Genomic DNA, 12,863 nt, shown 5'->3' with positions numbered 1-12,863 from the left:
CGTGCCGTGCGCGGGGGGTCAGTCCGCGACCGCGTACGCCTCCACGGACCACAGCGAGTAGCCGTACGGCGTGGCCCGCTTCCGGCCCTGCACCCGCACGAACCGCACGTCCGGTTCGTCCATCCGCAGCGTCTCGTGGCCGCCCCGGCCGTCCGTGACCGTGGCGGCCGTGCGCCAGCGGCGGCCGTCCGCGGAGACCTGGACGCGGTAGGCGGCCGGGTACGCGTCCTGCCAGCGCAGGTCCACCCGGCCGAGCCGGACCGGCCGGGCCAGCTCCGCCTGCCACCAGGCGCCGTCGTCGACGGGCGAGGACCAGCGGGTGGACGGGTCGCCGTCGTTCGCCGCGGACGCCGGGAAGTCGGGCGTCTCGTCGCCGGACGAGCTCGCGCGGGCGGTCCGGGCCAGGTCGGGACCGCCGGTGCGCGGGAAGGCGTGGACCGTGAGCGTACGGGTCACGCCCGCGAAGGAGACGCGGACGGCGTAGGCCCGTGCCGGCGACCCCGGGGCCACGCTCACCTCGACCGGGACGTCCGTCGTCGTGCCGCGCGGCAGGGTCAGCGGGGCGGCCGGGACGCGCACCCGGACCCCCGCGGGCGCCTCGGCGGTGACCCTGCCGCGGAGGTCGGCCGGGCGCCGGGAGGTGAGCCGGGCCGTGAGCCGCTCGGTGCCCCCGATCTCCGCGTCCACCGCGTCGGCCCCCGCCCGCGATCCGCCGGCGCCCGCCTCGGCGGGTGTCAGCGCCAGCTCCGCGGCGGGGGAGTCCGCGAACCACGGCACCAGGTGGCGCACACGGGAGGGCGCGGGACCGGTCACCCGGACGGCGTCGACCGGGTCGGCGGTGGTGAGTCCGGTGCCGGGCGCGCCGGAGGGGCGGGCGGTGGGAGATCCGCCGGCGGCCGGCCCGGAGGCCGGTCCGGCCGCCGAGGACGAGGGGGCGGCCGGGCCGTAGGGGAAGGGGGTCGCGGGACCCGACAGCAGACCGGGTACCGGACGGAAGGAGGAGCCGGGCCCCGGCAGGAGCGGGGAGCCGGACGCCGTACCGGACGGGCCGGACGCCGCGGCGGAGGACGGGCCGGGCGCCGGCGGCCGTCCGAGTGCGAGCTCCGTCGCCCCCGTCCCGCGCAGCGTCCCGAGGCGGTGCCAGCCCCGTCCGGGCACATGGGCCTCGACCGTCCCGCCGGTCCCGGGGTCGGTGAGCACCGTCACCGCGGCGAGGGTCCGGGGCCGGCCGAAGCGGACCGTGCGCCCGTCCGCCGTGCCGTCGCGGTCCACCGCGGGCTCGCGGTCGAGCCCCGCCCAGGCCGCGTACGCCGTCCGGGCCTGTTCCAGGAAGGGTTCCAGCACGCCCTTGCCGACGGTGACCCGGCCCCGCTTCAGCTCGGCCCGCAGCCCGTGCAGCTCCCGGTACCGGGTCCAGGCGCGGTCGGTGTCACCGGCGCGCTGGGCGCCGAGCATGTCGAGGGCGGCCGTGCCCGCCTCGCCGTAGCGGGCCAGCCGGGCCGTCCACGGGGCCACCTCGGCCGCCAGGCCGCCGCCGTCCGGGCCGAGCCGCCGGGGGGTCTCCCGCATCACCGTGAAGGCCGCGCGCAGCCGCCGCTCGGCGGTGTCGTACGCGGCCCGGTCCGCCGACGTGCGCGCTCGCCAGAACGCCGCCATCAGGGGCCGCAGATACGCCGACTCGGTACCGCCGAGGACCGAGGAGGCGTCGTTGCCGGCGAGCGCCGAGAGTGCCTCCTCGCGCCGCCCGTCGCCCGCCGCGAGATCGGCGATCGCCGCCCGCCAGGACTCCTGCGGCCGGTAGTCGCGCGGGTTCCAGGCGTAGTCGGCCGCCGTGAACAGCGGGATGCGGGAGGCCTCGGCCTGTTCCATGGCGTTGGCGAGCAGGGCCGCCGAGCCGCCCGCGACGGCCGGTTCGCGGCCGGTGTAGGGGCCGAGGAAGATGCGGTCCCCGGCGTAGTCGTTGACCGGGTAGTTGTCCATCGTGACCAGCGGGTGCCCGAACGCGGCCCGGGTCTCGGCCAGTTCGCGTCCCGTGATGGTCCGCGGCACCACGCCCACGCCGGTCCAGGCGACCTGCACGTCCTCGTCCAGCGCGGCCGACAGCGCCCGCCGGTACGGGGTCGTGCCGTCCTCGTAGAACTCGGTCGGCATCAGCGTCAGCGCGGCGGCCCCCGGGTGACGTTCCGTCAGGTGGCGGGCGACCGCGTTCGCCACGCGCGCCTGGGCCCGGGCCGCCGCCTCGGGCCCGGAGCCGAACCGCTCGGCATCCGCGCGGCAGTGCCACTCGGTGTAGCTGACGTCCTGGAACTGGAGCTGGAACGCCCGGAAGCCCAGCGCCCACATCGCGTCCAGCTTGCGCGTCAGCGCCCGCAGGTCGCCGTCCGAGGAGAAGCACAGCGACTGGCCCGGGGCCACCGCCCAGGCGGGCGTCACGTGGTTGCGGCGGGCCCGCTCGGTCAGCTCCCGGAACGCCGCCCGCTGCCCGGCCGGGTAGGGCTCGCGCCAGCGCTCCTGCCGGTAGAGGTCGTCGCCGGGGGCGTACAGGTACCGGTTCTGCTTGGTGCGGCCCATGAAGTCGAGCTGTGCGAGCCGTTGTTCGCGTGTCCACGGGGTGCCGTAGAAGCCCTCCGTCGTCCCGCGCACGGCGGTGCCGGGCCAGTCCCGGACGGTGACCCCCGGGATCGTGCCGTCCTCGCGCACCAGCTGGCGCAGTGTCTGCACCGCGTGGAACAGACCGTCCTCGCCGGCGCCGCCGAGCGTCACGCCGTCGGGGCCGCTGGTGAGGACGTACCCGCCGGAGGGCAGGGCGTGGCGCGGATCGGCGTGCGGCCGTTCCGTGCGGGCCCGCACCACCAGCGCCCCCGCCGGGACGGGGTCCGCCGGGCCCAGCTCCGTGATCGTGCGGACCCCGGCCCGCCGCAGCAGCTCGCGCAGCGCGTCGAGGGCGTACGGGTCGGCCGTCGCGTCGGCGGCCAGGGCGACCCGGTCCGGCACGGTGACCCGGGCGCCGGTCACGCGCAGGGACTGCGGGCGCGGCCAGACGGCGACATCGGCGGCCGTGGCGGGCTGCTCGGGGTGGGTGGCCGCCGTACCGGGGGCCGGTGGCGCCGCCGCGGCGGTGGGAGCGCCCCCCACGGCCGAGGCCGCGAAGGCGAACAGGAGTGCGGCCGCCCCCTTTCCGCGCCGAAGCTGCATGTGCCCCCTCCTCGTCCTCGGCCTTCCCCACGTCGGACCCGAGGAGGTTCGAGCCCACCATTCAGGCGGTGAGGGTGTCAATCACAGTGGCCGTTGTGCCGTGAATGCCCCACCCTGGAAAGGCGTGCGGAGACGGTGCGGTCGTTCCGGCGGACGCCCCGCGGCCGAACCGGCACGGACGGCGACGGGCGTGTGAACCGGAGCACCTGCTCCCTTCCCGTACGTCTGCCGTTCCGCGCAGTGGGTAGGGCTGCGGTCATCCGCTGGATGCCGTACTCGACAAGGAGGCCCCCGTGGCCGCACCGGCACACCTTCTCCTCTCGGCCCTGTCCAAACCCCTGGCGGAGTTCTCCGCCGACGAACCCGCACCGCCCGCCGGCCCCTCCCCGTGCTGCACCGGCGCGGAGGGCGCGCACGCCGACGTCCCGCTGACCAGCGAGCCCCCGCTGCCGGCCGCCGAGCCGCTGACCAGCGAGCCCCCGCTCGCCGAGGCCGCGCCCCTGACCAGCGAGTGCTTCTCCGCGTTCGCTGCCCCGGCCGAGGAGGAGACCCACGCGTCCGGTCCGGGCCCCCGCGGCGCGGAGTCGTAGATGACAGCGGAACAGCCGGAGGAACCCCCCACGGAGGACCTGACCCGCCTCGCCGGACTGCACGGCGTCGCCACCTCCTACAGTCCCTCGCCGGGGCGTACGGTCCCGGCCTCCACCGCGGCGGTCGTGGCCGCCCTCGCCGCCCTCGGCGTCGACGCGAGCACCCCTGAGGCGACCCGGGCCGCCCTGACCGCCCGCGAACGGGAACCGGAACACCGCCTGCTGCCGCCCACGGTGGTGTGGTGGGGCGGCGCGGAGACGGCCCCGGCGGAGCCCGGCGGGCCGGACGGGCCGGTAGCGGCGGAGGTCCCGGTCGCGGCGGCCGCGGAGGCGCTCGCCGCCCGCCTGCCCGAGGGAACCCGCCTGGCCGTCGAGACCGAGCGGGGCGAGACCCGCCCGTCCCCCGACCGGCTACCGCCCGGCGTCCACCGGCTCACCGCCACCACGCCCGACGGCCGCAGCGGGCAGGCCCACCTGGTCGTCGCCCCGGCCCGGCTGCCCACACCCCCCGGACGCTCGTACGGCCTGCTCGTCCAGCTGTACTCCCTGCTCTCGCAACGCTCCTGGGGGATGGGCGACCTCGGTGACCTCGGCGAGCTGACCGCCTGGGCCGGACGCGCGCTGGGCGCCGGGTTCGTCCAGGTCAACCCCCTGCACGCGGCCGTGCCGGGCGCGCCCACCGACCCGTCCCCCTACCGCCCCTCCTCCCGCCGCTTCCCCGATCCGGTGCACCTGCGCGTCGAGGACGTGCCGGAGTTCGCGTACGTCGAGGACCGCGAGCGGGTGCGGGACCTGCTCGAACGGGCCGCGCGGCTGCGCGCCGCCGTCCTGGAGGAGGACGCGCTCATCGACCGGGACGCGGTGTGGGAGCTCAAACGGGAGGCCCTTGAGCTGGTGCGGCAGGTGCCGCTCGGCCCGGGCCGCCGCGCCGCCTACGCCGACTTCCTCGCCGAGGAGGGCGAGGCCCTGGAGGACCACGCCACCTGGTACGCCCTGGCCGAGGTGCACGGCTCCGACTGGCACACCTGGCCCGCAGGCCTGCGCGACCCCCGGTCCCCGGAGACCGCCCGCGCCCGCGCCGGGCTGATGGAGCGGGTCGACTTCCACTCCTGGCTCGCCTGGCTCACCGACGTCCAGCTCACCGCCGCCCAGCGCGGCGCCCGCGAGGCGGGTATGCCGGTCGGCGTGGTGCACGACCTGGCGGTCGGCGTGCACCCGGCCGGTGCCGACGCATGGGCCCAGCAGGACCACTTCGCGGCCGGCATGTCGGTGGGCGCCCCGCCGGACGCCTTCAACGCGCGCGGCCAGGACTGGGGCCTGCCGCCCTGGCGGCCCGACCGTCTGGCCGAGTCCGGTTACGCCCCGTTCCGCCGCCTGCTGCGCGCCCTCTTCCGCTACGCGGGCGCCCTGCGCATCGACCACGTCATGGGACTGTTCCGGCTCTGGTGGGTGCCGCAGGGCCGGCCGCCGACCGAGGGCACCTACGTCCGGTACGACGCCGAGGCCATGCTCGCCGTCCTCGTACTGGAGGCCTCGCGGGCCGGGGCCGTGGTGATCGGCGAGGACCTGGGGACCGTCGAGCCCGGGGTGCGCGAGACACTCGACCGGCGCGGAGTGCTCGGCACGTCCGTCCTGTGGTTCGAGCGGGACTGGGAGGGCGACGGCCGCCCCCTGCCCCCCGAACGCTGGCGCGCCGACTGCCTGGCCACCGCCACCACCCACGACCTGCCGTCCACCGCGGCCCGCCTCACCGGCGAGCACGTCGAACTGCGGCACCGTCTCGGACTGCTCACCCGGCCGCTGGAGGCGGAGCGCGCGGAGGCCGCCGCGGACACCGCCGAGTGGCTGTCGGTGCTGACGGAACTGGGCCTGCTCAAGGGCGCGGGCGGGGGCCGCTGCCTCTCCTCGGAGGAGGCCGAGATCCAGGCCGTCCACCGCTTCCTGCTGAGCACCCCGGCCCGCATGGTCGGCGTCTGGCTCCCGGACACGGTCGGCGACCGCCGCCCGCAGAACCTGCCCGGCACGTGGGACCAGTACCCGAACTGGCGCCTGCCCGTCGCCGACGCGGAGGGCCGCCCGGTCACCCTGGAGCAGCTGGCCGCGTCACCCGGACTGCACGCGCTGACGGACGTCCTGCGGGAAGGGGTGCACGGGCGGCCCGGCGGGACGGAACCGGCGGACGGGCCGGCGGGTCCGGCGGACGGGCCGGCGGGTGCGCCGGCGGACGGCCCTGCTGACGGCCCGGCGGACGGGCCGCCCGGCTGATCGGCGGGGTGGCTCAGGGCGGGGCGGCGGTGGGCGGCCGAACGGTGGGCCGGTGGGTGTGCCGGTGGTGGGATCGTTTCGGTGGCCCGGGTCCGGGTCCGGGGACGGACGTGGTCCCCTGACCGCCGGACGGGCCGACCCGTCGGACGTGCCGACGCCTCGGAGGCGCCGACCCGTTCGGCGCGCCGATCCGCCCGACGCGGACAACGGGCTCCCGGCCCCGGCGGGCGAGTGGGCGGCGGGCGGACGGGCGTAGGCGTGCGGGTGCGGGCGGGCGGCCCCGCCGCCGCCCCGCCGTCCGGGGCACCTCCTCCGGGGCCCGCCGGACGCGCGGCGCGCGATGCCTCCTGCGGCACCCCGAGCGCGCGGCCGCTTCGGGCGTTCGCTACTTTTGCACCGTGGACAAGAAGAACGCCCTGCGCGCCGGCGCCCTGGCCGCCGGTACGACGCTGATGATGCTGCTCATGTCGTCCCCCGCGCTCGCGCTGACCCGCGACGACGGTGACGACCCCGGCCCGGGCCTGAGTGTCATCGAGACGCTGGGTCTCTACGTCGCCCTTCCGCTCGTCCTGTTCGGGGTCATCGCGGGCCTGGTCATGGTGCTGGACAAGTCCCACGCCAAGCGGGACGAGACCACCGACAACGTGCGCATCAAGGCCCAGGCCTGACGGAGTTCTTCCGCGCCGGGCAGGCCCGGACCGGGCCCCCGGCACACGCCGACGCCGAGGCCGACGCCTGGGCGCCGGTCCCGCCCGATGCGGACGCGCACCGCCGTCCGCCGGTGGGGCCGGCGCTTCGTCGTGCCGCCGTACCGGCCGGCTTTCGACAGTCGGTACGACGGCATGCTCGCTGACCGTCTTTCCGGCGTGCGTGCGCTTCCCCGGCGTGCGCTGCGTCCAGGAGGCCGCCCGCGCCGGCCGGGCGACCGTCCGACGTGGCGCCGCCCTCCCCGGCCGGGCGCCGGTCGCCGGGCCGTGGACGCGCTGCCGCGCCGCGCCCGCGTCGCTCGGGCATGACGCCGAGCCCGGCGGACGCGCCCTGCCTCACGGGCTCGGCGCGGTCAGGTACCGCTGGACCGTCGGCGCCAGCCACTCCACGATCTCCTCGCGCGCCAGCGACACCGCCGGCGCGAGACGCAGCACGTAACGGGTCAGGGCAAGCCCGAGCAGCTGGGCTGCGCACAGCGCCGCCCGCGCCGGCACCTGCTCCGGGTCGGGGCACACCTGCCGGGCCGCCGGCAGCAACTGGTCCCGGAACACGCCCTGCAACCGCTCGGCCCCGGCGGGATTCGTGACGCCGACCCGCAGGATCGCCGTCAGCTCGCCGTTGTCCTCCCACACGTCCAGGAAGTGGGACACCAGCGCCCGTCCGACCTCCTCGCGCGGCAGCGCGGCCAGGTCCGGCAGTCGCAGATCGAGGGAGACGGCCGCCGCGAACAGACCCTCCTTGTTGCCGTAGTAGCGCATCACCATCGACGGATCGATGCTCGCGTCCCTGGCGATCGCCCGGATGGTGGCCCGGTCGTACCCGTCGGCGGCGAATCGCCGGCGCGCGGCGTCGAGGATGGCGGCCCTGGTGGCGTCGGAGCGGCGGACGGGCGCGGACGGGCCGGGGATGCCAGAGGGGCGAGGCGTAGGGGAGAAGCGGGTGGGAGCGGAGACGCCGGACGCGTCGGCAGGGGTGCTGTCGGCCATGACAACAAACGTAGGCCAACAAGCGTTGACACGTCCAGCGCTGCGGCGTTACGTTGCCAACATGCGTTGACCAACGCGTGTTGGCCATAGGGAGGTCCCCATGTCCGGCAGCCCTGGCAACCCCACCCCGCGCACCCCCGCCACCGGCACCTCCACCACCCCCCGGCCCGCCGCCCCGGCCGCCGCCACTCCGGCCCCCGGCCGCGTGATCGTCGTCGGAGCCGGACCCGCGGGCCTCCTGCTCGCCGGCGACCTCGCCACCGCGGGCGTCCCGGTCACCCTGCTGGAGAAGCGGCCCCCGGGGATCAGCAATCTGTCGCGCGCGTTCGTCCTGCACGCCCGCGCGCTGGAGCAGCTCGACGCCCGGGGCCTCGCCGACGGCCTCGAAGCCGCCGGAACCGCGCTGGACCGCCTCAGGCTCTTCGCCGGGCTCGCCCTCTCCCTCCGCGACCTGCCCTCCCGGTTCCCCCACGTCCTCGTGCTCCCGCAGTACGAGGTGGAGAAGGCCCTGGAGCGGCGGGCGGTCGGGACGGGGGTGGACGTCCGGTACGAGACCGAGGTGGTGGGGCTCACCCAGGACGCGGACGGCGTCACCGTCGAGGTCCGCGGGCCCGGCGGGCGGCGGGAGGCGCTGCGGGCCGCGTACGCGGTCGGCACCGACGGACTGCACAGCACCGTCCGGAAGGCCGTCGGGCTGCCCTTCCCGGGCCGTTCCGTGATCCGTTCCCTCCTGCTCGCGGACGTCCGGCTCGAAGAGGAGCCCGAGGCGGTGCTCGCCGCGAACGCCGTCGGTGACGTCTTCGCCCTGATCGCGCCCTTCGGTGACGGCTACTACCGCGTCATGGGCTGGCACCGCGGCCGCGACCTGCCCGACGGCGAGTCCCTCGACCTCGACGAGCTCAGGGAGATCACCCGGCAGGCCCTCGGCCGTGACTACGGCATGCACGACCCCCGCTGGATGTCCCGCTTCCACAGCGACGAACGTCAGGCGCCCGCCTACCGGGTCGGCCGGGTCTTCCTTGCGGGCGACGCCGCCCACGTCCACACACCCGCCGGCGGCCAGGGGATGAACACCGGACTGCAGGACGCGGCCAACCTCGGGTGGAAGCTCGCCCAGGTCCTCTCCGGCCACGCGCCCGAGGCGCTCCTCGCCACCTACGAGAGTGAACGCCACCCCGTGGGCAGGTCGGTGCTCCGCAGCAGCGGCGGCATCGTCCGGCTCGCCATGGCCGCGCGTCCGTGGACCCGCGCCCTGCGCGCCGTCCTCGCCGCCTTCCTGAACACGGTGCCGCCGGTCCGCCGCAGGGCGGTCGGCCAGGTCACCGGCATCGGCTACCGGTACCCCGCGCCGCGCGGGTCCCACCCGCTGGCCGGCGCACGCGTCCCGGACGTCGCCCTCGCGGGCGGGAGCCGGCTGTACGAGGCCCTGCGCGGCGGCCGGTTCGTGCTCATCTCCCCGCAGGCGTACGAGGTGGGGCGGGACCGCGCCGCCCGGCTGACCGGGGTGCGCTGGGCGAGCGACCGCCGGACGGCCGTCCTGGTCCGCCCCGACGGGTACGTCGCCTGGGCGGCGGACTCGGCCGGCCCGGCCGCGATCGAGGCCGCGGTCGCCGCCCACGTGGGCTGAGTCGCCCGAGGAAAGCCGCCGTGGGCCTCCCCCCCCGTGCGGGGCCGGTGAGCGGGGCCCGGCGCCCTCAGGCACCCCGGTGCGGACTCCCGGCCCTCACGGTGTGCCGTCCTGCGCCTCGGCCAGCAGTTGCCTCAGCAGGCCGGCGAGTTGGTCGGCCTGGTCGGCGCCGAGGCCGGACAGGGCCTCCGTCTGCGCGGCGAGGCCGGCGCCGACCGCCTCGTCGATGAGCCGCAGCCCCTTGTCGGTGAGCGTCACCTGCAGGCCCCGGCGGTCGTGCGGGTCGGGGGAGCGGCGCAGCAGGCCCGCGCGTTCCAGCTTGTCCAGGCGGCCGGTCATGCCGCCCGTGGTGAGCATGAGCGTCGCCGACAGCTGGCGGGGCGAGAGCGTGTAGGGGGCACCGGCCCGCCGCAGGGTGGCGAGCACGTCGAACTCGCCGCGCGAGATGCCGAAGGGGGCGTACGCCTTCTCGATCCGGTCGCCCATCGCCCGCGAGAGGCGGAAGATCCGCCCGAAGACCTGCACCGCCGTGGTGTCGAGGTCGGGCCGTACGGCCGTCCACTGGTCGATGATCGCGTCGACCGCGTCCCTGCGCTGCTGTGGCCCTGCACTCATGGGACGAGTATCCGGGCCCGCTGATCTCCGCCGCAAGGAACCCCCTCGAAGGCCGAAAGGTCCTGGCCGAGCCGTCTGCCGTCCGGTCCGCCCGCGGTCGGCGCCGGCTCCCGCTCGCGCCCCCGCGCCCACAGCGCGCGCCGAACGGAAGGGGGCGCCCGGCCGGTCGCCGGGCGCCCCCTGTTCGGTGACTCGGACCCTACGCCCGGGCCGCCGCCGCGTCCGCGGCCTGGGCCTTCAGCGCGCGCTCGACGCCCGCGCGGGACTCCGAGACCAGCCGGCGCAGGGCCGCGCTCGGCTCGGCGGAGGCCAGCCACTCGTCCGTCGTGCGCAGGGTGTCCTCGGACACCTGGATCGACGGGTACAGGCCGACCGCGATCTGCTGGGCCATCTCGTGGGACCGGGAGCCCCAGATGTCCCGCAGCACCTCGAAGTACTTCTCCGTGTACGGGGCCAGCAGCTCCCGCTGGTCGGTCTGGACGAAGCCCGAGATGACCGCCTCCTGGACGGCGTTCGGCAGCTTGTCGGACTCCACGACCGAAGCCCAGGCCTCCGCCTTGGCCTCCGACGTCGGACGGGCGGCGCGGGCCGTGGCCGCGTGCCGCTCACCGGCCGCCGTCCGGTCCCGCTCGTACTCGCCCGCGATCTCGTTCTCGTCGTAACGACCCACGGCCGCCAGCCGTTCCACGAACGCCCAGCGCAGTTCCGTGTCGACGGCCAGGCCCTCGATCGTCTGGGAGCCCTCCAGCAGGCCGTTCAGCAGGTCGAGCTGTTCCGGGGTGCGGGCCGTCGCCGCGAATGCCCGGGCCCAGGCCAGCTGGTGGTCGCTGCCGGCCTCGGCGGCGCGCAGGTGGGCCAGGGTGGCGTCCGTCCAGCGGGTGAGGAGGGTCTCGCGGACGGCCGGGTCGGAGTACAGGTCGATCGCCAGCTTCACCTGGCGGTGCAGCGACTGCACGACGCCGATGTCGGACTCCTTGCCGATCCCGGACAGCACCAGGGACAGGTAGTCGCGGGTGGCGAGCTCGCCGTCGCGGGTCATGTCCCACGCCGACGCCCAGCACAGGGCCCGCGGCAAGGACGACTCGAAGTCGCCCAGGTGCTCGGTGACGAAGGCGAGCGACCGCTCGTCCAGACGGACCTTCGCGTACGACAGGTCGTCGTCGTTGAGCAGGACCACGTCCGGGCGGCTCCGGCCCGCCAACTGCGGCACGGCGGTCAGCTCGCCGTCCACGTCCAGCTCGATCCGGTCGGTGCGCACCAGCTTGCCGCTCGCCTGGTCGCGGTCGTACAGGCCGATCGCGATGCGGTGCGGGCGCAGCGTCGGCTCGCCCTTCGCGCCGGCCGGGAGCGCCGGGGCCTCCTGGCGGACGGCGAAGGAGGTGATGGTGCCTGAGCCGTCCTCCTGGTCCGTCTCGATCTCCGGACGCAGGACGTTGATGCCCGCCGTCTCCAGCCACTTCCCCGACCAGGTCTTCAGGTCGCGGCCGGAGGTCTTCTCCAGGGCGCTCAGCAGGTCGGCCAGGCGCGTGTTGCCGAACGCGTGCCGCTTGAAGTACGCCTGCACGCCCCGGAAGAACTCGTCCTCGCCGACGTAGGCGACGAGCTGCTTCAGCACGGAGGCGCCCTTGGCGTACGTGATGCCGTCGAAGTTGACGAGCACGTCGTCCAGGTCGCGGATGTCCGCCATGATCGGGTGCGTCGACGGCAGCTGGTCCTGCCGGTACGCCCAGGTCTTCATCGAGTTGGCGAACGTGGTCCACGAGTGCGGCCACCGCGAGCCGGGCGCCGCGGCCTGGCAGGCGATGGAGGTGTAGGTGGCGAACGACTCGTTCAGCCACAGGTCGTTCCACCACTCCATGGTGACCAGGTCGCCGAACCACATGTGGGCCAGTTCGTGCAGGATGGTCTCCGCCCGCATCTCGTACGCCGCGTCGGTCACCTTCGACCGGAAGACGTACTGGTCGCGGATGGTCACCGCACCGGCGTTCTCCATCGCGCCCGCGTTGAACTCCGGCACGAAGAGCTGGTCGTACTTCTCGAACGGGTACGCGTAGTCGAACTTCTCCTGGAACCAGTCGAAGCCCTGCCGGGTGACCTCGAAGATGGCGTCGGAGTCGAGGTACTCCGCCAGTGAGGGCCGGCAGTAGATGCCGAGCGGCACGCGCTGCCCGTTCTTCTCGTACACGCTGTGGACCGAGTGGTACGGGCCGGCGATCAGCGCCGTCACGTACGTCGAGATCCGGGGCGTCGGCGCGAACGTCCAGACGTGGTCCTCCGGCTCGGGGGCCGGCGAGTTGGACACGACCGTCCAGCCCTCGGGTGCGCGCACGGTGAACTGGAAGGTGGCCTTCAGGTCCGGCTGCTCGAAGGCGGCGAAGACCCGGCGGGCGTCCGGCACCTCGAACTGGGTGTACAGGTACACCTGGTCGTCGACGGGGTCGACGAAGCGGTGCAGGCCCTCACCGGTGTTGGTGTACGCGCAGTCGGCGACGACCCGCAGGACGTTGCGGCCCCGCAGCAGGCCGGGAAGGGCGATCCGCGAGTCCTGGAAGACCTCGGCCGGGTCCAGGGCGTCGCCGTTGAGCGTGACCTCGTGGACCGTCGGGGCCACCAGGTCGATGAAGGACTCCGCACCGTCCTCGGCGACGTCGAAGCGCACGGTGGTCACGGACCGGTAGGTGCCTCCACCGCTCCCGGCCTCGGCTGAGGGGGAGGCACCCTCTCCCTGCGCGCCGGAGAGGTCGAGATCGATCTCGTACGAGTCAACGGTGAGCAGCTTCGCCCGCTGCTGCGCCTCTTCGCGGGTCAGGTTTGTGCCAGGCACGCGGTCATCTCCTCGTGAATGTGTGGGTTGCGTCATCTTTCCACGAGTGCCGC

8 protein-coding genes are annotated in these 12,863 nt (G+C 75.6%); 4 read left to right on the top strand and 4 right to left on the bottom strand.

The genetic code is table 11. The features are described from left to right. Positions 1 to 18 precede the first annotated feature (18 nt). Positions 19 to 3,195, bottom strand: a complete 3,177-nt coding sequence (locus ACWDNY_RS07295) for a beta-N-acetylglucosaminidase domain-containing protein (RefSeq protein ID WP_451644738.1) — start codon at positions 3,193 to 3,195, stop codon at positions 19 to 21. Between the two features lie 293 nt (positions 3,196 to 3,488). On the opposite strand from ACWDNY_RS07295, the gene ACWDNY_RS07290 reads away from it, so the two are divergent. The 3 genes from ACWDNY_RS07290 to ACWDNY_RS07280 all read left to right on the top strand — a co-directional run bounded on the left by ACWDNY_RS07290 (position 3,489) and on the right by ACWDNY_RS07280 (position 6,718). Next, the gene (locus ACWDNY_RS07290) at positions 3,489 to 3,785 is read left to right on the top strand and encodes a hypothetical protein (RefSeq protein WP_451644737.1); all 297 of its coding nucleotides are present in this window, start codon (positions 3,489 to 3,491) and stop codon (positions 3,783 to 3,785) included. Beyond that, positions 3,786 to 6,050 carry a 4-alpha-glucanotransferase gene (gene malQ / locus ACWDNY_RS07285; protein ID WP_451644736.1) on the top strand — a complete coding sequence of 755 codons (2,265 nt, stop codon included), beginning with the start codon at positions 3,786 to 3,788 and terminating at the stop codon, positions 6,048 to 6,050. Between the two features lie 398 nt (positions 6,051 to 6,448). After that, positions 6,449 to 6,718, top strand: coding sequence for a hypothetical protein (locus tag ACWDNY_RS07280; protein WP_451644735.1), 270 nt, complete (start codon positions 6,449 to 6,451; stop codon positions 6,716 to 6,718). Between the two features lie 375 nt (positions 6,719 to 7,093). Here ACWDNY_RS07280 and ACWDNY_RS07275 read toward each other — a convergent pair whose 3' ends face one another. Continuing rightward, complete coding sequence (locus ACWDNY_RS07275; RefSeq protein ID WP_451644734.1) at positions 7,094 to 7,744, bottom strand: TetR/AcrR family transcriptional regulator; 651 nt, start codon at positions 7,742 to 7,744, stop codon at positions 7,094 to 7,096. Positions 7,745 to 7,844: 100 nt separating this feature from the next. On the opposite strand from ACWDNY_RS07275, the gene ACWDNY_RS07270 reads away from it, so the two are divergent. Further along, the gene (locus tag ACWDNY_RS07270) at positions 7,845 to 9,371 is read left to right on the top strand and encodes an FAD-dependent monooxygenase (protein WP_451644733.1); all 1,527 of its coding nucleotides are present in this window, start codon (positions 7,845 to 7,847) and stop codon (positions 9,369 to 9,371) included. Between the two features lie 96 nt (positions 9,372 to 9,467). Here ACWDNY_RS07270 and ACWDNY_RS07265 read toward each other — a convergent pair whose 3' ends face one another. Beyond that, positions 9,468 to 9,986, bottom strand: a complete 519-nt coding sequence (locus ACWDNY_RS07265) for a MarR family winged helix-turn-helix transcriptional regulator (RefSeq protein ID WP_451644732.1) — start codon at positions 9,984 to 9,986, stop codon at positions 9,468 to 9,470. A gap of 199 nt (positions 9,987 to 10,185) precedes the next feature. After that, entirely contained in the window at positions 10,186 to 12,810 is a 2,625-nt protein-coding gene (pepN, locus tag ACWDNY_RS07260) for an aminopeptidase N (protein WP_451644731.1), read from the bottom strand. Between the last annotated feature and the right edge of the window lie 53 nt (positions 12,811 to 12,863).

It is taken from the genome of Streptomyces sp. NPDC003697 (assembly GCF_053587115.1).
Note: the sequence above shows the minus strand (reverse complement) of the source record. Positions and strands in the feature narration are given on the sequence as shown.

Bases quoted from the DNA above. Each gene is read 5' to 3' on its own strand.
- malQ (WP_451644736.1), top strand. From the start codon at position 3,786: ATGACAGCGGAACAGCCGGAGGAACCCCCCACGGAGGACCTGACCCGC.
- ACWDNY_RS07270 (WP_451644733.1), top strand. From the start codon at position 7,845: ATGTCCGGCAGCCCTGGCAACCCCACCCCGCGCACCCCCGCCACCGGC.
- ACWDNY_RS07265 (WP_451644732.1), bottom strand. From the start codon at position 9,986: ATGAGTGCAGGGCCACAGCAGCGCAGGGACGCGGTCGACGCGATCATC.
- ACWDNY_RS07295 (WP_451644738.1), bottom strand. From the start codon at position 3,195: ATGCAGCTTCGGCGCGGAAAGGGGGCGGCCGCACTCCTGTTCGCCTTC.
- ACWDNY_RS07275 (WP_451644734.1), bottom strand. From the start codon at position 7,744: ATGGCCGACAGCACCCCTGCCGACGCGTCCGGCGTCTCCGCTCCCACC.